This window comes from Pantoea sp. DY-15 (assembly GCF_019795935.1).
In the GTDB taxonomy this organism is placed as follows: domain Bacteria; phylum Pseudomonadota; class Gammaproteobacteria; order Enterobacterales; family Enterobacteriaceae; genus Pantoea; species Pantoea leporis.
Genome location: NZ_JAIMIF010000001.1, coordinates 983,050 through 1,002,362, shown reverse-complemented (window position 1 = coordinate 1,002,362; position 19,313 = coordinate 983,050). Strand labels below are relative to the sequence as shown.

At 56.6% G+C, this 19,313-nt stretch carries 17 protein-coding genes; 9 read left to right on the top strand and 8 right to left on the bottom strand.

Going from position 1 to position 19,313, the window contains the following annotated elements; genetic code table 11:
* Nucleotides 1–55 precede the first annotated feature (55 nt).
* Entirely contained in the window at nucleotides 56–541 is a 486-nt protein-coding gene (locus K5Y32_RS04855; protein WP_008110154.1) for an Rrf2 family transcriptional regulator, read from the bottom strand.
* A gap of 158 nt (nucleotides 542–699) precedes the next feature.
* Nucleotides 700–1,899 (bottom strand): MFS transporter, encoded by a 1,200-nt coding sequence (locus tag K5Y32_RS04850; protein ID WP_222181935.1) that lies wholly within the window; start codon nucleotides 1,897–1,899, stop codon nucleotides 700–702.
* A gap of 158 nt (nucleotides 1,900–2,057) precedes the next feature.
* On the opposite strand from K5Y32_RS04850, the gene tus reads away from it, so the two are divergent.
* The 4 genes from tus (at nucleotide 2,058) to K5Y32_RS04830 (ending at nucleotide 4,886) form a co-directional block, all read left to right on the top strand.
* The gene (gene tus / locus K5Y32_RS04845; protein ID WP_222181934.1) at nucleotides 2,058–2,987 is read left to right on the top strand and encodes a DNA replication terminus site-binding protein; all 930 of its coding nucleotides are present in this window, start codon (nucleotides 2,058–2,060) and stop codon (nucleotides 2,985–2,987) included.
* Nucleotides 2,988–3,080: 93 nt separating this feature from the next.
* Nucleotides 3,081–3,644: a fasciclin domain-containing protein gene (locus K5Y32_RS04840; RefSeq protein ID WP_222181933.1), complete on the top strand. Its 564-nt coding sequence runs from the start codon at nucleotides 3,081–3,083 to the stop codon at nucleotides 3,642–3,644.
* Between the two features lie 43 nt (nucleotides 3,645–3,687).
* Nucleotides 3,688–4,242, top strand: coding sequence for a sigma-70 family RNA polymerase sigma factor (locus K5Y32_RS04835; RefSeq protein ID WP_222181932.1), 555 nt, complete (start codon nucleotides 3,688–3,690; stop codon nucleotides 4,240–4,242).
* A complete protein-coding gene (locus tag K5Y32_RS04830) occupies nucleotides 4,239–4,886 on the top strand; it encodes an anti-sigma factor domain-containing protein (protein ID WP_222181931.1) in 648 nt (215 codons plus the stop codon). Before K5Y32_RS04835 ends, K5Y32_RS04830 begins: the two co-directional genes overlap by 4 nt.
* A gap of 44 nt (nucleotides 4,887–4,930) precedes the next feature.
* On the opposite strand, the gene fumC is transcribed toward K5Y32_RS04830, so the two are convergent.
* Nucleotides 4,931–6,328: a class II fumarate hydratase gene (gene fumC, locus K5Y32_RS04825; RefSeq protein ID WP_101764505.1), complete on the bottom strand. Its 1,398-nt coding sequence runs from the start codon at nucleotides 6,326–6,328 to the stop codon at nucleotides 4,931–4,933.
* 197 nt (nucleotides 6,329–6,525) lie between these two features.
* Between fumC and manA the strand changes: the two genes are divergently transcribed.
* Both manA and K5Y32_RS04815 read left to right on the top strand, forming a co-directional pair.
* The gene (gene manA / locus K5Y32_RS04820; protein WP_222181930.1) at nucleotides 6,526–7,701 is read left to right on the top strand and encodes a mannose-6-phosphate isomerase; all 1,176 of its coding nucleotides are present in this window, start codon (nucleotides 6,526–6,528) and stop codon (nucleotides 7,699–7,701) included.
* Nucleotides 7,702–7,833: 132 nt separating this feature from the next.
* Nucleotides 7,834–9,333, top strand: a complete 1,500-nt coding sequence (locus tag K5Y32_RS04815; RefSeq protein ID WP_222181929.1) for a YdgA family protein — start codon at nucleotides 7,834–7,836, stop codon at nucleotides 9,331–9,333.
* Between the two features lie 26 nt (nucleotides 9,334–9,359).
* Here the strand turns inward: K5Y32_RS04815 and malI are convergent, their stop codons facing one another.
* The gene (gene malI, locus K5Y32_RS04810; RefSeq protein ID WP_222181928.1) at nucleotides 9,360–10,388 is read right to left on the bottom strand and encodes a Mal regulon transcriptional regulator MalI; all 1,029 of its coding nucleotides are present in this window, start codon (nucleotides 10,386–10,388) and stop codon (nucleotides 9,360–9,362) included.
* A gap of 175 nt (nucleotides 10,389–10,563) precedes the next feature.
* Here malI and malX point away from each other — a divergent pair, with 175 nt between their 5' ends.
* The 3 genes from malX (at nucleotide 10,564) to add (ending at nucleotide 14,445) form a co-directional block, all read left to right on the top strand.
* Nucleotides 10,564–12,150 (top strand): maltose/glucose-specific PTS transporter subunit IIBC, encoded by a 1,587-nt coding sequence (gene malX / locus K5Y32_RS04805; protein ID WP_222181927.1) that lies wholly within the window; start codon nucleotides 10,564–10,566, stop codon nucleotides 12,148–12,150.
* A complete protein-coding gene (locus K5Y32_RS04800; protein WP_222181926.1) occupies nucleotides 12,150–13,328 on the top strand; it encodes a MalY/PatB family protein in 1,179 nt (392 codons plus the stop codon). Before malX ends, K5Y32_RS04800 begins: the two co-directional genes overlap by 1 nt.
* 118 nt (nucleotides 13,329–13,446) lie before the next feature.
* Complete coding sequence (gene add, locus K5Y32_RS04795; RefSeq protein ID WP_222181925.1) at nucleotides 13,447–14,445, top strand: adenosine deaminase; 999 nt, start codon at nucleotides 13,447–13,449, stop codon at nucleotides 14,443–14,445.
* Between the two features lie 66 nt (nucleotides 14,446–14,511).
* Here the strand turns inward: add and K5Y32_RS04790 are convergent, their stop codons facing one another.
* The 4 genes from K5Y32_RS04790 to araG form a co-directional block, all read right to left on the bottom strand.
* On the bottom strand, nucleotides 14,512–15,552 hold the full coding sequence (locus K5Y32_RS04790; protein WP_061720150.1) for an oxidoreductase: 1,041 nt from the start codon (nucleotides 15,550–15,552) through the stop codon (nucleotides 14,512–14,514).
* A gap of 77 nt (nucleotides 15,553–15,629) precedes the next feature.
* Nucleotides 15,630–16,547, bottom strand: coding sequence for an arabinose operon transcriptional regulator AraC (gene araC, locus K5Y32_RS04785; RefSeq protein WP_008110234.1), 918 nt, complete (start codon nucleotides 16,545–16,547; stop codon nucleotides 15,630–15,632).
* 67 nt (nucleotides 16,548–16,614) lie between these two features.
* The gene (araH, locus tag K5Y32_RS04780) at nucleotides 16,615–17,601 is read right to left on the bottom strand and encodes an L-arabinose ABC transporter permease AraH (protein WP_008110235.1); all 987 of its coding nucleotides are present in this window, start codon (nucleotides 17,599–17,601) and stop codon (nucleotides 16,615–16,617) included.
* A gap of 17 nt (nucleotides 17,602–17,618) precedes the next feature.
* Nucleotides 17,619–19,139, bottom strand: coding sequence for an L-arabinose ABC transporter ATP-binding protein AraG (gene araG / locus K5Y32_RS04775; protein WP_192411919.1), 1,521 nt, complete (start codon nucleotides 19,137–19,139; stop codon nucleotides 17,619–17,621).
* Between the last annotated feature and the right edge of the window lie 174 nt (nucleotides 19,140–19,313).

Here is a 19,313-nt window from a genome sequence, read left to right as displayed (position 1 = left end):
ATTGAGGCAATAAAAAAGGGCGTCATGAATGACGCCCTTACGGATGAGAGTGGTTTTAGCGGCCTTTTTTACACAGGTCGGCGAGTTCGAGATCGGGCAACTCTTCGCAGTTGCTGGTGTCGTTATGCTTCAGTTCGGCCAGCGCGTCCGCTACGGTGCGGGTTTCCAGCACTTTCAGCGACGCTTCTTCAGCCTCTTCAGCAATCGATTTGAAATACCAACACAGGTTGGCACTGACCAGACAACGCGGTGCCACGTCGGGACGTGACGCCCAGAGTTTTTTATCTTCAATCACAGAAGTATAAATGTCGCGCAGTGTGATTTCGGCGGCCGGGCGACCCAGATGAATGGAACCGGTGCGGCCAAGCGTTGAGACGATGATGCCGTCACGCGTGAGCGGTACCATAAGTTTCCGAATGAAACTGGGGTTCGCTTCAAGACCATACGCCAATATGGCACTGGTCGAGCGTTTGCCCAGTTGCTCCGCCATCGCTACGCTCAAAACCATCTGCAAAGCTGTCGGGAAGCGGTAATCAAGCATTTCAATATCCTGAGTTGCGGTTATCTTGTTGTTTTTATGCCGCGACAGTGAGTAATCAATGAGCAATAAATATAACAAACACTGTTGCTTTTTAGAAGTCAACGTCCGTGATCCAGGCACGTATTCCCCATTAAATCGGGCAGAAGCGCACAGGCTGCTTAGTTTATCACTCCCCTTTCCGACTGTGGGCTGGCCTGCGGCAATTTCTGCTGCAAAAGCATCACCAACAGCACGTTTATCAACGCCAGAACGGATAACAACCACAGCGTGGCGCTGGCACCGAGGTGCTGAAATACATAGCCGCCAACCAATGGCGTCAAGGCCTGACCGATTAAGGCGGGACGCGCCATGCGCCCCACCACAATCGCGTAGGCCTCTGGTTTGACCATCACCAGCGGTAAAGTTCCCCGCACAATAGCACGCAAACCATTTCCGGCACCGTACAGCACCATGCTGAGCACCGCAAACTGCGGATAACACGCCAGCAGTAGCAAGCCAAGCGCCACCAATCCCACCGAGAAAAAGGTGGTCCAGATCGGGTGGCCGCGCTTAAAGGCGATATCCACGATGCGCGATCCCACCTGACACGGACCGAGAATCGCGCTGATAGCCAGCGCCGACGCCAGCGTGTGGCCGCTGGCCTGCAGCAAGGTGATCAGCTGCACCGAAATCGCCGTCATGATCACCGATGCGAGGGTGAAAATGCTGCACAGCAGCCAAAACAGCGTGGGTGCCAGTTCGTTGCCCTGCGCGGTTGGTTTTGCTTTGGCGGCGGCGATTTTGCCTTCTGGCGCGGGCAGCGCATAGAGATAGGCGGGCAACACGGAAACACATAACAGTCCGGCGATGGCAAAACAGGCGCTGCGCCAATCCAGCCAGTGAATCAGCAGCGCGGTGCCCGGCCACACGATGGTGGTACAGAAACCGGAGATCAGCGTGATGCCGGTAATCGCGCCGCGCGCCTGGCCGCCATAGAGCGTGCCGAGCGTGGCAAACAGCGCATCGTACAGGCCCATCGCCATACCCACGCCGATAATCAGCCAGGCAAACAGAAACAGCGGCAGATTATGGCTCAATCCCATGATCACCAGACCGAGCGCCATCACCACTCCGCTCGCCGCCAGCAATGCACGGCCATAGGAGCGGGAAATCAGTCGCCCACTCAGCGGCGCCAGCAAACCGGAAATCAGCATGCCAAGCGATAGCGCGCCATACACCCATTGTTGCGACCAGCCGGTTTCCGCCACGATCGGATTGGCCATCACCGCCATCAAATAGAAGGATCCGCCCCACGACAGGATTTGTACTACGCCAAGCGTAACTATGGCGGCGGCAGGTGGCTTTGGCTGAGGCTTCACAACATTATTCCGTTAGCAGGCAAAGCATTGTTATAACACGTTCAACCCGCTGGAAAAATCTCGTCTTTCCCTGCTTAACAAAATCCCAGCGCTACGCTGGCAGACCGGCGCCCAAGCCAGTACACTAAAAGTATGTTGTAACTATGGGAGGGCATTTTATGGCTCGTTATGATTTGGTTGCCGATCTGCACGACTGCGTTAACGCGCTGGAGGCGGGTTTGGGCGCGTTACGTCAACACATTGAGCAGCAACCACTACTGATTGCGCGCGTGTTCAGCCTGCCGGAAATTGAGAAAGGCCGCGAACATGATGAAATTGAACGCATCGCGGTGACACAGCATCTTGGCAAAACGGCACGCGACATGGCGCTGACGCATTACTGCCGCCTGTTTATGCAGCATCAATCGGAAAAGCTCAGCACCAAAGCCGCCGTGCGCTTGCCGGGCGCGATTTGCATTGAAGCCGATGGCGATGTGCATGCGCAGATTACGCAGCAGGTTGCCGAGATTAATACTTTGAAGCAGCGGCTGGAACAGCTGATCACCGTGGAGTCGGGCTTGCCGAGCGAGGCGCGCTTTGAGTTCGTCCACCAGCATCTGCGCGGGTTAATTACGCTTAACGCCTACCGCAGCGTAACGCTGCTCAACGCGCCGGACAGTTTGCGCTTTGGCTGGGCGAATAAAAACATCATCAAAAACGTCACGCGTGATGCAGTGGTAGAGCAGCTGGAGCGCAGCCTCAAAGCCAACCGCGCGCAGGCTCCGTGGACGCGGGAACAGTGGGCGGAAAAAGTGCAACTGGAGCTGGAAGCGATCCTTGCATTACCGGCGGGTGCGAAACTGAAAATCAAGCGTCCGGTAAAAGTGCAGCCGATTGCCCGCGTGTGGCGCGCCAGCGAGAAGAAACAGGTGCAGCTTGCCTGCCCTTCTCCGCTGCTGGTGCTGTGCCGCGATCGCACCCAGGTGCCGATTCTTGGAGAACTGCTGAACTACGATGCCGATAACGTTGCCTGGCGTCATAAACCGCTGGCCGAGCCGCTGCATCTGATCATTCCGCGCCTGCATTTGTGGAGCGATCGGCTGGTGTAAAATTTATTTTTAAATCGCTGCATCCAATTCACTCGCTGCCCTCGTATATCAGAGTGTGAGCAACTTCTTCGCTCCCTACTACGAGGATTTATGATGAAAAAGCTAATGGGCATTGCAGTCGTATCCAGCACTTTACTGTTCACCACAGGCGCATTCGCCGCGATGGATAATGGCTCCGTGATGGTAGGCGGAGCGGCGATGTATCCGCAAAAAAACATCGTTGAAAACGCGCTGAACTCCAAAGATCACACCACGCTGGTTGCTGCCGTCAAAGCGGCGGGCTTGGTGGAAACCCTCGAAGGTAAAGGTCCGTTTACCGTCTTCGCGCCAACCAATGCGGCCTTCGCCAAGTTGCCAGCGGGCACCGTTGAAAGCCTGGTGAAACCGGAGAACAAAGCGAAGTTGACCAGCATCCTGACTTATCATGTGGTGGCGGGCAAATACGACATGAAAGCGCTGGAGATGAAAATCAAGCAAGGTGGCGGTCATGCCGAGCTGAAAACCGTCAACGGCCAACCGTTGTGGATTATGAATAATGGCCCGCACAATATTCAGCTGAAAGATGGTCAAGGCAATGTGGCGAATATCAGCACTTATGACGTCAATCAGAAAAATGGTGTGATCGATGTGATTGATACCGTCTTAATGCCTAAGTAATTGCCTATACTCGGGTTGGGCATTTTAGCCAACCGGGAAGATTATGGATAATAGGCTAACAGAACAATTAGTGACGTTATTGCCGGCGATCGCACAGGGCGATCGCCGCGCCTTTGAACAACTGTATCGACTCACTTCGCCGCATCTGTTCGCCCTCGCCCTGCGCATGCTGCGTCAGCAAGGTTGGGCGGAAGAGGTGCTGCACGATTGCTACCTCACCATCTGGAACCGAGCCGCCTCGTACGATGCTGCCCTGAGCGCGCCGATGACGTGGATGACGCACATTGTGCGCAATCGCTGCATTGACGGGTTACGCAGCGGACAAGCGCGCCTGACGCTGGAGGCAGAAGAGTTTAGCGACCTGCTACAAATCACCAGCGAAGACGAACAGAATAACTGGCACGATCCTGCACAAGCCGATCGCCTGCGACACTGCATTGGTCATCTGAGCAGCGAACAGCAGCAAAGCATCACGCTCGCCTATTATCAGGGGATGTCACATAGTGATATTGCCGCCTGGCTGCATCAGCCGGTTGGCTCGGTAAAAAGCTGGATTCGCCGCGCGCTGGAGCATCTGCGGGAGTGTGTGGGCCTATGAACGATAAATTACAACGCGATGATGCCTTAGCGGCCGAGTATGCGCTGGGCACCTTAAGCGGGCTGGCGCGTTTGCGCTTTGCACGCAGGTTACGTAACGAGCCTGCCCTTGCGGCCAACGTTGCGCGCTGGCAAACCATGCTGGCGGGCCTGGATAATCAACTTGCGCCGGTCACGCCGCCGGAAAAGGTGTGGAAGAAAATCACGCTGAGCTTACCGGAGAAAAGCGTGCCGCCGCCGCAACGCCGCTACGTGGGCTGGATGATGGCGGCCAGTATTGCGGCTATCGCGCTGGTGGCCTCAATCTTCCTGCAGCAACCGACGCTGACGCCGTTAACGGTATTAAGCGATGCGCAGCACCGCGAACAGTGGGTGCTCAGCGCCGATAGCAAGCTGGCGCAGCTGAGCCTGACGCCGTTACATCCGGCGGCGCTGACGGCCAGTAACAGCCTTGAACTCTGGGTGATTCCGGCGGGAAAAGCGCCGATTTCGCTCGGTTTAGTGGATAGTGAAAATGCCACGGAGATCGCGCTAAAAGATCCTGAGCTGGCGCGTTCCGGCATGATTGCCATCAGCCTTGAACCGCGCGGCGGCTCGCCAACCGGCCAGCCAACCGGTCCGGTGCTGTATAGCGGGCAGCTGTAAACGAAAAAGGCCGTTCATCTGAACGGCCTTAGTTTATTCAACAGCTATTGCTTCATGCTGCCAACCATTTCTTCCGGACGCACCCACTCATCGAACTGCTCTTCGGTCAGATAGCCCAGCTTCAGCGCTGAGCCTTTCAGCGTCAGGCCTTCTTTATGGGCTTTCTTGGCAATTTCCGCCGCTTTGTCGTAGCCGATATGGGTATTCAGCGCGGTCACCAGCATCAGCGATTCGTTCAGCAGCTGATCGATGCGCTCGCGTACCGGTTCAATGCCGATCGCGCAGTGGTGATTGAAGCTGTCCATGCCGTCGGCCAGCAGACGCACCGATTGCAGGAAGTTGTGGATCACCATCGGACGGAACACGTTGAGCTCAAAGTTGCCGGACGCGCCGCCAATGTTCACCGCCACGTCGTTGCCCATCACCTGACAACACAGCATGGTTAGCGCTTCGCACTGCGTGGGGTTCACTTTGCCTGGCATGATCGAGCTGCCTGGCTCATTTTCCGGGATCGCCAGTTCGCCAATGCCGCAACGCGGGCCAGAGGCCAGCCAGCGCACGTCGTTGGCAATTTTCATTAGCGAAGCTGCCAGGCCTTTCAGCGCACCGTGCGCGTGCACCAGCGCATCGCAGGTCGCCAGCGCCTCGAACTTGTTCGGCGCGGTGACAAACGGCTGTTTGGTCAAATCGGCCAGCGCTTTAGCGACGCGAACCGCGTATTCCGGATGGGTATTCAGGCCGGTCCCGACCGCGGTGCCGCCCAGCGCCAGCTCCGCTACGTGCGGAATACTGTTCTCAATGTGTTTGAGATTGTGCTCAAGCATCGCTACCCAGCCGGAGATCTCCTGACCGAGCGTCAGCGGTGTCGCATCCTGCAAGTGGGTACGACCAATCTTGACGATATCTTTGAAGGCGTCGGATTTTTCACTCAGCGTCTTTTTCAACACGTGAATCTGCGGAATCAGCTGCTCCCGCACGGCGATGACCGCGGCCACGTGCATGGCGGTGGGGAACACATCGTTGGAGCTTTGGCTTTTATTCACGTCGTCATTTGGGTGCACCAGACGCGACATGCCACGCTCGCCGCCAAGAATTTCACTGGCGCGGTTGGCCAGCACTTCATTCATGTTCATGTTGGTCTGGGTGCCGGAGCCGGTCTGCCAAATTGCCAGCGGAAACTCCTCGCTGTGTTTATCTGCCAGCACTTCGTCGGCGGCTTTGAGAATCGCCTGGGCACGATCGGCCGGAAGCAAGCCGAGATCCTGGTTCACCTGCGCCGCCGCGCGCTTGGTCAGCGCCAGCGCATGCACCAATGCCACGGGCATTTTCTCGGTTGAGATTTTGAAATGTTCCAGCGAACGCTGGGTTTGTGCGCCCCACAACTTATCTGCCGGTACTTCGATCGGTCCCATTGAGTCTTTTTCAATGCGATTGGCTGCCATGACTACGTCTCCTTAGCTCAGATTTTGAGGTTTCCGCTCTAAACGCCTTCCCGCGACGCCATTGAGCGAGCAAGATTGTCACATACAAGAATTTAACATTATGCGAGCCTATCGCCTTTATTGCACTTGTTCGTGTATTTTCTATGGCACTTTCTGCTTTAATAAGCCTATTTACTTACGGTTATTAAGGGTAAACGATGCAAAAATTGAACAATTCGCTGCAAAATTACGCCTGGGGCAGCAAAACTGCGCTGACCGAACTCTATGGCATCGAAAATCCACAAGGCTTGCCGATGGCAGAACTGTGGATGGGCGCGCACCCGAAAAGCCCGTCTAACGTTGAGGTCAACGGCGAAGTGCGTTCGCTGCGTGAGGTAATTGACGCCGACAAAGTCGCCATGCTCGGCAAAACGGTAGCTGAACGTTTCGGCGAGCTGCCGTTCCTGTTTAAAGTGCTGTGCGCCGATCAGCCGCTGTCGATTCAGGTACATCCCAGCAAAGCTGCTGCCGAACAAGGTTTTGCGCGTGAAAATGCCGCTGGCATTCCACTCAGCGCTGCCGAACGTAACTATAAAGACGCCAATCACAAGCCCGAGCTGGTGTATGCGCTGACGCCGTTCCAGGCGATGAACGGTTTCCGTGAGCTGCATGAAATTGTCTCGATGCTGGAACCGGTGGCCGGTGCGCATCCGCAAATCGCTCACTTCCTCGAAAACGCTAACGAAGGCAATCTGGCCAAACTGTTCGCCACGCTGCTTTCGTTGCAAGACGATGCCAAATCGCGCGCCATCGGCGTACTGAAATCGGCGCTCAACGCGCGTGAAGGCGAGCCGTGGCAGACGATCAAATCCATCGCCACGGATTATCCGGACGACAGCGGGCTGTTTTCGCCGCTGCTGCTCAATGTTATTACCCTGCAGCCGGGCGAAGCGATGTTCCTGTTTGCCGAAACGCCGCACGCCTACCTGAAAGGCGTGGCGCTGGAAGTTATGGCGAACTCCGATAACGTGCTGCGCGCCGGCCTGACGCCGAAGTTTATCGATATCCCGGAACTGCTGGCTAACCTGAAGTTCCAGGCAAAACCGGCCGCGACGCTGCTGACGCAGCCGCAGCGCGACGGCGAAACCCTGAACTTCCCGATTCCGGTTGAAGACTTTGCCTTTGCCATTCATGGGCTTTCCGCTGCGCCGCAAGCGCTGGCACAAAACAGCGCGGCCCTGCTGTTCTGCATTGAAGGTCAGGCGGTGATTGAGAAGTCCGGGCAACAGCTGGTGCTGAAGCCGGGTGAATCCTGCTTTGTGGCTGCCAATGAGTCGCCGGTGAACGCGGCAGGCACCGGACGTCTGGCGCGCGTGTTTAATACGCTCAACTGAGATCCGGCTGACGCTGCCAGGATTAACTGCTATTCTTTCAAACTATTAATTTAAAACGCCTGCGGGCGTTTTTCTTCACCCGTCGCGCACCGACCAGCGGCGTGCGGACGCAAGGATAAGGACGACACAGCGATGAAAAAGACCCAGGTTGCCGTAGGTGTAATTGTGGCGCTCGGCGTGATTTGGACTGGTGCTGCATGGTTTACCGGTAAACAACTGGAAAGCCACATGGATCAGATGTTGCAGAATGCCAATGCGCAGCTGAATGCTTACGCGCCGAACAGCCGACTGACGCTTAGCTATCAGGATTATCAGCGCGGTGTGTTCAGCAGCAAAACCAAGTTGGTGGTGCAAGCCAGCTCGCAAACCAATGACAACCCGCTGTTGAAGCCTGGTCAAAGCATCGTGCTGAACGAGACGATCGATCACGGTCCGTTCCCGTTCGCCCAGTTGAAGCGCGGCAGCCTGATCCCAAGTATGGCGTCCGTGCATACCGAGCTGGAAAACACCGATGCGGTGAAGAAACTGTTTGAACTGACCAACGGCAAATCGCTGGTTAACGCTGATACCCGCGTCGGCTACAGCGGTGCGACCAATACCGATCTCAACCTGCTGGCGGTGGATTACAACAATCCGCAGACCGGCGATCGTCTGGCCACCAATGGCGGCACGCTGAACATCAGCGCCGACAGCAAAGGTGACAAAGTCAGCCTCGACGGTGACTTCTCCAGCATCGCGGTAACCAGCAAAAACCAGGTTGAACTGCCGGTGCTGTTCACGCTGAATGGCCTGAAGCTGAGCGGCGATACCCACCTCAGCCCGGAAGGCGTGCGCGTCGGCGATCAATCGATCTCTCTGGATAAACTGGATGCCAGCATCAACGGTCAGGAAGGTTTGTCGCTGGAGAAGCTGAAAACCACCTCTTCCTTCGACAACAAAGAGGGCAAGATTGGCGGCCAGCTGGATGTCAATGTTGACAAGATTACCCTGCAGAAACAGCCGTTTGGTGAAGCTAAGCTGGCGATGAAATTTGCGCAGTTCGATGCGCAGGCGGTGAAAGCCTTCTCCGATACCTACAATGCGCAGATGCAGGATCTGCTGAACCAGCCGGGCGTGGCGGAAGATCCGATTCGCTATCAGGCCAGCGTGCAAACCATTCTGCGTAATAACCTGCCAACGCTGTTGAAAGGCTCGCCAACGCTGAGCATCGCGCCGCTGAGCTGGAAAAATGATAAAGGTGAAAGCACCTTTAACCTGAACGTGGGCTTTAACGATCCGGCCACCGTGAGCGGCGAGGCGCAGAGTTTGGGTGCCGCAGTGGATCGCGTACTAAAAACCCTTGACGGCAAACTGGCGATCAATATGCCAATGGCGACCGAAACCATGCGTCATGTCGGTTTAGCGGAAGGTTATCAGGGCGACGATGCGCAGAAACTGGCGGATCAGCAGGTGAAAGGTTTAGCGGCAATGGGCCAGATGTTCCGCCTGACGCAGCAGCAGGATGATAACATCGTCACCAGCCTGCAGTACGGCAACGGCCAGGTCACCATGAATGGCGACAAGATGACGCTGGAGCAGTTCCTGTCACGCTATATGCTGGGCGCACCAACCAGCGAAGGTATGCCTGAGTAACTCGTGGGGCGGCCAACTGGCCGCCCTTATACTTCGCCGCGCATCAACTGCGGTGGCACAATCAAGCTTTGAATCTCCGCTTCCGGCTGCGCCAGCCGCTGCAACATCCTTTCCGCCGCCCTTCTTCCCACATCACGCGCTTCGCTACTGACAAAGGTCATGGTGGGATCGTGCAACTCCCGCTGCGGATCGTCGTTAAAGCCCACCAGCGCCAGCTGCTGCGTGTAGTAGCTATCCACCGCGCCTTCACCAAAGGTTCGCCCACAGCGTAACGCGCCGAAATAGCAGCCGAGCGCGGTGCTGCCGTTATGCGCCAGAATCGCGGTGATGCCGGGATGTTGGCGCAACAACTGCAGCGTCAACGCCGACACGCTTTGTTGACGATCGTCGCACTCAATAATCCAGTCGGACCGGAACGATAAGCCGTATTGCAGCAAAGTGGCGCAATAGCCGCCAATCCGCTCGGCGCGCGTCAGCGACGATCCCAAACCGCCCATCCAGGCAATGCGCTGGTGTCCCTGACGTATCAGATACTCCGTCGCCATGCGCGCCGCCTGGCTGTTATCGGGCCGCAGTGAGTCGACATTGTCGAGGCTGCTGGCGCGCGAGGCGCAGACCAAAGCAATGTTTTGCTCCTGCGCCTGCGGCACCAGCGTTTCCGCCTGCGCCACCGCGCCGCCGAGCACAATCCCTTCCGCGCCCTGCGCCACCAGCGTGTCAAAACAGCGTTTAAGATGTTGTCCGTGCTGACCGCTTTGTGTCAGGACCAGCACTTTGCCCTGCTGCTCCAGCACTTCGCTGAGTCCGGCCGTCATCGCGGCATAAAAGGGCTGGCTGAGATCGCGCACGATCAAGCCGACCACGCCGCTTTCGCCGCCGCGCAAGATCGAGGCTGAGCGATTACGCACATAGCCAAGCTGCTCAATCGCCTGATTGACGCGTGTGGCCGTAGCGGGCGAGATACGTCCTTTACCGGAGAGCACCAACGACACGGTAGAGACCGACACCCCGGCGACCAACGCCACATCATGAATAGTGGTTTTCTGCTGGGACATAGCGTTCCGTTACCAACGTCCAGATACAAAGGGATAAAACGTTACACTGATTTCACCAAAAATAAAGTCTGCAATTAGTCACTCTTTGTGATTATAGCCACAAAAATAAGTGGTAAAACGTTTTATCATCCTTGACCAAATTTGAAGCCTTTCACTTTTAATACCAGGAGAGTCTATGTCCGCCAGTCGTCCCAAAATGTCACTTTGGGAGTTTTTCCAAAGTCTGGGCAAAACCTTTATGTTGCCCGTCGCGCTGCTCTCTTTCTGCGGCATCCTGCTCGGCATCGGCAGTTCGTTAAGCAGTCGTGATGTCCTTACGCTTATCCCCGCGCTTAATCAGCCTTTCCTGCAATATCTGTTTATCTGGCTGGCGAAAATCGGCTCTTTTGCCTTTAGCTATCTGCCGGTGATGTTTGCCATTGCCATTCCGCTCGGTATGGCGCGCGAGAACAAAGGCGTCGCCGCCTTTGCCGGTTTTGTTGGCTACGCGGTACTGAACCTGAGTATCAACTTCTGGCTCAACATCAATGGCATTCTGCCGACCACAGATGCGGCAGTGCTGAAAGCCAATAACGTACAAAACATCCTCGGCATTCAGTCCATCGACACCGGTATTCTCGGCGCGGTGATCGTCGGTATCGTGGTGTTCTGGTTACATGAGCGCTTCCACAACATTCGCCTGCCAGATGCGCTGGCGTTTTTCGGTGGTACGCGTTTTGTGCCGATCGTTACGGCGATGGCGATGGGCGTGCTGGGCTTAGTGGTTCCGCATATCTGGCCATTCTTCGCACGTGCAATTACCGGCCTTGGCTGGGTGATTAACAGCGCCGGTGAATTTGGTCCGATGATCTTCGGTACCGGCGAACGTCTGCTTTTACCGTTTGGTTTGCAGCACATTCTGGTGGCGATCATCCGCTTTACCGATGCGGGCGGCACAATGGATGTGTGCGGTAAAAGCGTCAGCGGTGCGTTAACCATCTTCCAGGCACAACTGGCCTGTGCGGATACGCATGGCTTTGCCGAGAGCGCCACGCGCTTCCTGTCGCAGGGTAAAATGCCGGCCTTCCTCGGTGGTTTACCGGGCGCAGCATTGGCGATGTATCACTGCGCCCGTCCGGAAAACCGTCATAAAATTAAAGGCCTGCTGATTTCTGGCGTGGTGGCTTGTGTAGTGGGCGGCACCACTGAACCGCTGGAGTTCCTGTTCCTGTTCGTCGCGCCGGTGCTGTATCTGATTCACGCGCTGCTGACCGGTTTGGGCTTCACCGTGATGGCGATGCTCGGTGTAACGATCGGTAACACCGACGGCAACGTGATCGACTTCTTCGTCTTCGGCGTGCTGCACGGCCTCTCCACCAAATGGTACTGGGTACCGGTGATTGCTGCGGTGTGGTTCGTGACGTACTACGCCATCTTCCGCGTGGCGATCACCCGTTTCAACATCAAAACACCAGGCCGTGAAGTAGAAACCAACAGCGTAGCGCAGCAGTTTAATCGCGCGGCTGTCGGTAAATCCGGCTTCAACACGCCAGCGATTCTGTCTGCGCTGGGCGGGGTGGAAAACATCGCTTCACTGGATAACTGCCTGACGCGTCTGCGCATTACCGTGGTTGATATGAGCAAAGTGGATGATGCAACACTGAAAGCCAACGGCGCGATTGGTGTGGTGCATGTCAATGCTACCAATCTGCAAGTGGTGATGGGCCCGCAGGTGCAGTCGGTTAAAGATGAGATGGCACACCTGATGAGCGCGACGGTGTAATGATGCAAGGTTTTGATTTCAATCAGGTGGTGGATCGCCACGGCAGCTGGTGTACGCAGTGGGATTTCGTGGCCGATCGGTTTGGCGTGGCGGACTTGCTGCCCTTCACCATCTCCGATATGGATTTCGCGACTGCGCCTTGCATCATTGAGGCGCTGCAACAGCGCCTCACGCACGGGGTGTTTGGTTACAGCCGCTGGCAGCATGATGATTTTCTTTTTGCCATTCAGCACTGGATGCGTAGCCGTTTCGCTACTGACGTGGCGGCAGAATCGCTGGTTTATGGCCCGTCGGTGATTTACATGGTGGCGCAGCTGTTGCGCCACTGGACGCAGCCGGACGATGAAGTGCTTATTCACACCCCCGCTTACGATGCGTTTTATAACACCATCAATGGCAATCAGCGTCGCGTGCTGGAGCTGCCGCTGCAGCGCCACGCTAACGAATGGCTGTGCGACATGGCGCAGCTGGAAACTTTATTGGCGCGTCCGCGCTGTAAAGTGATGCTGCTGTGCAGTCCGCACAATCCTAGCGGCAAAGTATGGCGCGAAGAGGAGCTGCGCCAGATGGCCGCGCTGTGTGAAAAGCATGGCGTGAAGGTGATCAGTGATGAGATCCATATGGACATGGTGCTAAGTGATACGCGGCATACGCCCTGGAGCCAGGTTGCGCAGTCCGATTGGGCGCTGTTCACCTCGGCTTCCAAGAGCTTCAACATTCCGGCACTGACCGGCGCGTGGGGCATCATTCCGGACGAGCGCGATCGTCAGGCGTGGTTCCACGCGCTGAAGCAGCAGGATGGTTTATCCTCGCCAGCGGTGATGGCGCTTGCCGCCACCATCGCCGCGTATCGCGAGGGTGCGCCGTGGCTGGATGCGCTGCGCGTCCATTTGCGTGGCAATATGCAGCATATCGCGCAGCGCCTGAACACGGCGTTTCCGCAGCTTAACTGGCAGCTGCCAGCCGCCACTTATCTGGCGTGGATCGATCTCAATCCGCTTGGCATTGACGAACAGGCGCTGCAACAGCGTCTGATTCATCAACATAAAGTGGCGATCATGCCCGGTTCGACTTACGGCGCGGCCAGTCGCGGGTATTTGCGGCTCAACGCCGGTTGCCCGCGCAGCAAACTGGATGATGGGCTGGATCGTCTGATCGCCGCGTTAAAATCGTTCTGAAATGCGACGGATGCTGATTAATTCAGCATCCGTTTTGCTGTTTGCGCAAATCGCTGGCGCTGTTGCGCAAGATGTTTTTATAATCCTCTGCACTTTATGAAACTGAAGCGAGTGCGCCATGATTGATCTAAAACTCCCCCTCACCGACATTCACCGCCACCTTGATGGCAATATCCGCGCACAAACCATCCTCGATTTAGGTCGCCAGCATAATCTTACGCTGCCCGCTGATACGCTTGATGCATTGCGTCCGCATGTGCAGGTCACCGCGAATGAACCGGATCTGGTGAGTTTCCTGCAGAAACTCGACTGGGGCGTGAAAGTGCTGGGCGATCTTGATGCCTGCCGTCGTATCGCGCTGGAAAACGTCGAAGATGCGGCGCGCGCCGGCATTCACTATGCGGAATTGCGCTTCTCACCGGGCTATATGGCTATGACCCACAAGCTGCCGATTGCCGGCGTGGTTGAAGCGGTGATTGATGGCGTGCGCACCGGTATTCAGCAATACGGCGTCGATGTGCGCCTGACCGGCATTATGAGCCGCACCTTTGGTGAAGAAGCCTGCCTGCGCGAGCTGGAAGCTTTGCTGGCGCATCGCGATGGCATCACCGCCGTCGATTTGGCCGGTGACGAGCTAGGCTTCCCAGGCAGTGAATTCCTCAGCCACTTTAATCGTGCGCGTGACGCCGGTTTCCGCATTACCGTTCACGCCGGTGAAGCCGCAGGCCCGGAAAGCATCTGGCAAGCGATTCGCGAGCTGGGCGCGGAGCGTATTGGTCACGGCGTGAAGGCGATTGAAGATCGTGCATTGATGGATTTCCTTGCTGAGCAGCGCATTGGGATTGAGTCATGCCTCACTTCGAATATTCAGACCAGCACCGTTTCGTCGCTGAGCAACCATCCGCTGAAAACCTTCCTGCAGCACGGCATTCTCGCCACCATTAACACCGACGACCCGGCGGTTCAGGGCGTTGAGCTGGCCCATGAGTATGAAGTGGCGGCACCGCAAGCGGGATTGACGGCAGAAGAGATGCGTCAGGCACAGGATAATGGTGTGACCATCGCGTTCCTGAGTGATGCAGAGAAAGCCGCGCTGCGCGCGCGCGTAGCGGGATAAAAAAAGGTGCGCATAACGCGCACCTTAGATCGTAGGGTCGCCATTCCTGGCGATCTTTTAACAGAATTAACGCAACGACAGGGTCTGACGCTTCTCGGCGGACTGCAAGCCCAGCTCGATCAACTCCATCACCTGAATCGCCTCTTCTGCCTGCACCGGATTCGCACCTGTGCCCGCAATCGCATCACGAATGCCTGCGTAGTACGCCGGATAGTTGCCTGGCAAGGTCAACAGCTCTTTTTCCACCATCACATCGCCTTCCGCCAGCGTCAGCGTGCCGTTGCGCATGTCGTAGCCCCAATCTTCCTGCGGCGGACGTTCACCCGCTTTCAGACGATCTTCCTGCGGATCCAGCCCATATTTCACGTAGCTGCCGCGCGTGCCGTGCACCACAAAGCGCGCGGATTCCGCCGCCACCAGCATGCTGGCATGCAACACAACGCGACGCGTTGGATAGGTCAACACCGCATGGAAGTAATCGGTGGTTTGTGCGCCCGGACGCAGTTCAGCCATATCGACATTAATCGCGACCGGCGTGCCAAACAGCTGCAAAGCCTGATCCAGCACATGCGGTCCGAGATCGAACCAAATGCCGCTGCCTGCGCCTTTCATTTCACGCCAGCGCTGACGCACTTCCGGACGGAAACGGTCGAAGTGGGATTCGAAATAGCGTACTTCGCCCAGCGTGCCGTCGTTCAGCAGGGATTTCAGCGTCAGGAAATCGCTGTCCCAGCGACGGTTATGGAACACCGACAGCAGCAGACCTTTGGCTTTGGCCAGCGCATCCAGCTCACGCGCTTGTGACAACGTCACAGTAAACGGCTTATCCACCACCACGTGTTTACCGGCGTTGAGGGCCGCTTTGGCTAATGGGAAATGTGTGTCATTCGGGGTCGGAATAACAATCAGTTGCAGTGTCGGGTCATCCAGCAGCGCTTGTGGATCGGAAACCACCTGCACTGACGGCCAGTCAGCATGCACTTTGCTGGCATCGCTGCTTGAGATCGCCGCCAGCTCAACATCCGGCGTACCGGCGATCAAGGGTGCATGAAAGGTTTTGCTGGCAAAACCGTAGCCGATAAGGCCGACACGTAATTTATCGCTCATTCTCATTCCTCTTGTTCGTTACCAGACTGATTTAAGACGAATCGGTCTATAAGAACAAGGCGGAATCACCTGAAAACTCAGGAAATAGCACTCCGTGCGGATTGCCAGCTCTCATGCGCCACCAAAGCATCCTGCGCATCCTGACTGCGGCGGCGGAAGTCGCTGGGGCTGACGCCAACGCGTTTGCGGAACACGCGTGAGAAGTAGAGTTGGTCATCGTAGCCCACTTCGCGCCCGACGGAAGCGATCGGTTCCTGGGTGGTTTGCAGCAGCAGTTTGGCGCGGATCACCCGCTGATCTTCGCGCCAGCGCAGCAGATTAATGCCCATTTGCTCGCGGAACAGATGCGCCAGCCGTGACGGCGACAGGCATACATGGCGCGCCACTTCTTCAATTTTCACTTCACCCGCCAGATGATTGGTGACGTACTGACAAGCTTCAATCACGCGCGGATCGCGGATCTGTTGATGGCTGCGCGGATCCTCTTCCACCGCGCGCAGCAGCAAGCGCTCCAGCAGGTTCATCGCCAACTCTTCGGCGAAACGACGTCCGGAGTTATGTGTTTGCTCGATGCTGGCGAACAGGCGATCAAACTCGGCACGCTGCGCTTCTGACAGACGCAAGCGCCCCACGCCCTGACTTTCATCCTGCCACTGCAACCAATCGGTCCAGTAAGCACGCGGACGGAAATAGACCCAGCGATGGAACCAGCACGGACTGTCTGGCGCGCGGCCGTAATAGTGCGGCGTTTTCGGTTGAAACAGCAGCAGATCGCCCGGCTCGCAGTCGAAAGCGGATTCGCCATCAAACACGCGGCCCTGACCTTTGATGGTCAGATTAAGGATGTAACCTTTCATGCCGTGCGGACGATCGATAAAGAAATCGAGCGCGTCATTGGCATTGATCGGCGTTAAGCCTGCCACCAGCCAGGCATTGAACGCATAGCCCGGCAATAAGGGATTCTGCTGCTCACTCGGGGGTTCGCGATGATACATAATGCCCTCACTCTTCCGTTTCGCGGCGCTGAGCGCGCCCACTTACTGGCACGCTCAGCCTGGGTTATCAGGCGGCTTTACTTTTCTGTTTGTAGCGGTCAAAAATCACCGCCGCTAACAGTATCAAACCGCGCACTACATACTGTGAGAATGGCGAGATATTCAATAAATTCATCGCATTCTCAACCGTGCCCAGAATCAGCACGCCCGCCACCACATAGGAAATTTTGCCGATGCCGCCTTTCAGCGAGACGCCGCCCAGCACGCAAGCTGAAATCACAATCAGCTCGTATCCGAGCGAGGTCATGGGCTGGCCGCTGGTCATGCGCGACGCCAGAATGATGCCCGCCGCCGCCGACACTAAACCGGACAGAATGAAGATGATGATACGCGTGCGTACCACCGGCACGCCGGCCAGACGCGCTGCTTCTTCATTGCCGCCAATCGCCAGCGTGTTGCGACCAAAGGTGGTTTTATTCAGCAGGAAACCGAACAGCACCATGGTGGCGATGGTGAGCCAAATCGGTGCCGGCACGCCGAGCCAGTTAGCGTAACCGAGGGTAAAGAAGCGCTCGTCTTCAATCCCCACCGCTTTGCCGTCGGAGAAGATGTAAGCCAGGCCGCGCACAATCTGCATGGTGGCCAGCGTGGTGATCAGGGCGTTGATTTTCAGCCGCGCGATGACGAAACCGTTGATAAAGCCGGTGGCCATGCCGAGCAGCAAACCGGCCGCCACGCCAATCCACAGGCTTTCGGTCATGTTGATCACCACCGCAGTGACCACACCGGCGCAGGCAATCACCGACGCCACGGACAGGTCAAAGTCGCCGGAAGCGAGGCAGAACAGCATGCCGCACGCCACCATGCCGGACATCGACATCGCCAGCCCGAGCCCTTTCATATTGATGATGGAACCAAAGTTCGGCACGAAAATGGCACACACGATAAACAGCAGTGCGAACACCACCAGCATGCCGAAGTTGTCCCAAATCCGCCCCAGTTGCAGCCCGTTGCGCTGCACCGGTGGCGTGTTGGAAGTGGTAGATGAAGCCATTATTGCTCTCCTTTACATCAGGCCACGGCGGCCGCTTGAGTGGTTTTCGGCATCGCCAGGCTCAGTGTCAGCTGCTCTGTGGCCGTGTCGTGGGACAGTTCACCGGCAATGGAACCTTCACGCATCACCAGAATGCGGTCAGCTAATCCCATCACTTCCGGCAGATCGCTGGAGGCAAACAGCACCGCAATCCCCTTTTTCGCCAGTTGATAAATCAGGTTGTAGATTTCGTGTTTAGCACCGACGTCAATGCCGCGCGTCGGCTCATCGAGCAGGATCACGTTCATCTCTTCCGACAGCCAGCGGCCCAGAATCGCCTTCTGCTGGTTGCCTCCGGAAAGATTCATGATCAGCTGCTGCGGGCCTGGCGTTTTGATGTTGAGTGAACGAATGTGGATATCGGCGTTTTTCGCTTCCCAGCTCGGTTTGATCAGGCAACCAGCGGTGAGATTGTGGCGACGCGCGCTGATGTTGATGTTATCGCGCACCGAATGCACCGGAATGATGCCTTCGGATTTGCGATCTTCCGGGCACAGCATGATGCCGGCGCGGATGGCGTCGATCGGCTGGCGAATGTTGAGCTTTTTGCCATCCAGCGTCACGCTGCCGCCGCGCAGTTTGGTGGCACCGAACAGCCCTTTCATCAGTTCACTGCGGCCCGCGCCAACCAGACCAAACAGACCAACGATTTCACCAGCGCGCACCGTCAGCGAAATCGGCGTACGCACGCCCTTCGCCTCTACCGCGTCCAACTGCAAACGCACCGGGCCCAGTTCACGCGGCGCGTAACCATAAATATCCCCCAGATTGCGTCCCACCATCGCCTGCACCAGATCGTCGTGATGGGTGTTTTTCATGTCGGTGAAGGTGCGCACGTAGCGGCCATCTTTAAACACGGTGATGGCATCGCTCAGGGCAAAAATCTCCTCCATGCGGTGCGACACGTACAACACGGTGCGGCCCTGCTCGCGTAGCTGACGGATGACGCGGAACAAGTGATCAATCTCGCGCGCCGACAGCGAGCTGGTCGGTTCGTCAAAGGCGATGATGCGCGCATTACGCGCCAGCGCTTTAGCAATCTCCACCATCTGCCACTGGCCGAGCGACAGATATTTCAGCGGCATGTCTGGATCGATATCCATGCCGAGATTTTGCAGTTGCAAACCGGCTTCATAGCGCAGCAGTTTGCGATTCACCAGGCCGCGCTTGTGCGGCAGCTGGCCGAGATAGATATTTTCCGCCACGCTCATTTCCGGCACCAGATGCAGTTCCTGGTAAATGATCGCCACGCCGGCATCCAGCGCATCCACGGTGGTGTTGAAACTCTTCGGCTGGCCTTTAATGCGGATCTCGCCGCCGCTGGGCTGGTAGCTACCGCTGAGGATCTTCAACAGCGTCGATTTACCGGCACCGTTCTCCCCCATCAGCGCGTGCACTTCGCCGGCACGGCAGCTGAATGAGATGTCCTGCAGCGCTTTCACGCCGGGAAAGGTTTTGCTGATGCCATGAAACGACAGAAAGGCTTGATCTATGTTCATGGTGACTCCTCTAAGCCTTCATGCTTCGCACTGTAACTGCGTTGGCTGCGTGAACTTACCCCGGTCACTTACAAAAGTAAGCTCCTGGGGATAAGTGCACTTGCCGCCTTGTTACAGCACGAATCATTTTGGCTAAACATTTAGATGGTGCTGCTCAAACAACGAACAACGTGA

What these genes read in the sequence shown, in the direction of transcription:
- K5Y32_RS04855 (WP_008110154.1), bottom strand. Translation starts at nt 541, where the DNA reads ATGCTTGATTACCGCTTCCCGACAGCTTTGCAGATGGTTTTGAGCGTA.
- tus (WP_222181934.1), top strand. Translation starts at nt 2,058, where the DNA reads ATGGCTCGTTATGATTTGGTTGCCGATCTGCACGACTGCGTTAACGCG.
- K5Y32_RS04840 (WP_222181933.1), top strand. Translation starts at nt 3,081, where the DNA reads ATGAAAAAGCTAATGGGCATTGCAGTCGTATCCAGCACTTTACTGTTC.
- K5Y32_RS04835 (WP_222181932.1), top strand. Translation starts at nt 3,688, where the DNA reads ATGGATAATAGGCTAACAGAACAATTAGTGACGTTATTGCCGGCGATC.
- K5Y32_RS04830 (WP_222181931.1), top strand. Translation starts at nt 4,239, where the DNA reads ATGAACGATAAATTACAACGCGATGATGCCTTAGCGGCCGAGTATGCG.
- fumC (WP_101764505.1), bottom strand. Translation starts at nt 6,328, where the DNA reads ATGGCAGCCAATCGCATTGAAAAAGACTCAATGGGACCGATCGAAGTA.
- manA (WP_222181930.1), top strand. Translation starts at nt 6,526, where the DNA reads ATGCAAAAATTGAACAATTCGCTGCAAAATTACGCCTGGGGCAGCAAA.
- K5Y32_RS04815 (WP_222181929.1), top strand. Translation starts at nt 7,834, where the DNA reads ATGAAAAAGACCCAGGTTGCCGTAGGTGTAATTGTGGCGCTCGGCGTG.
- malI (WP_222181928.1), bottom strand. Translation starts at nt 10,388, where the DNA reads ATGTCCCAGCAGAAAACCACTATTCATGATGTGGCGTTGGTCGCCGGG.
- malX (WP_222181927.1), top strand. Translation starts at nt 10,564, where the DNA reads ATGTCCGCCAGTCGTCCCAAAATGTCACTTTGGGAGTTTTTCCAAAGT.
- K5Y32_RS04800 (WP_222181926.1), top strand. Translation starts at nt 12,150, where the DNA reads ATGATGCAAGGTTTTGATTTCAATCAGGTGGTGGATCGCCACGGCAGC.
- add (WP_222181925.1), top strand. Translation starts at nt 13,447, where the DNA reads ATGATTGATCTAAAACTCCCCCTCACCGACATTCACCGCCACCTTGAT.
- K5Y32_RS04790 (WP_061720150.1), bottom strand. Translation starts at nt 15,552, where the DNA reads ATGAGCGATAAATTACGTGTCGGCCTTATCGGCTACGGTTTTGCCAGC.
- araC (WP_008110234.1), bottom strand. Translation starts at nt 16,547, where the DNA reads ATGTATCATCGCGAACCCCCGAGTGAGCAGCAGAATCCCTTATTGCCG.
- araH (WP_008110235.1), bottom strand. Translation starts at nt 17,601, where the DNA reads ATGGCTTCATCTACCACTTCCAACACGCCACCGGTGCAGCGCAACGGG.
- araG (WP_192411919.1), bottom strand. Translation starts at nt 19,139, where the DNA reads ATGAACATAGATCAAGCCTTTCTGTCGTTTCATGGCATCAGCAAAACC.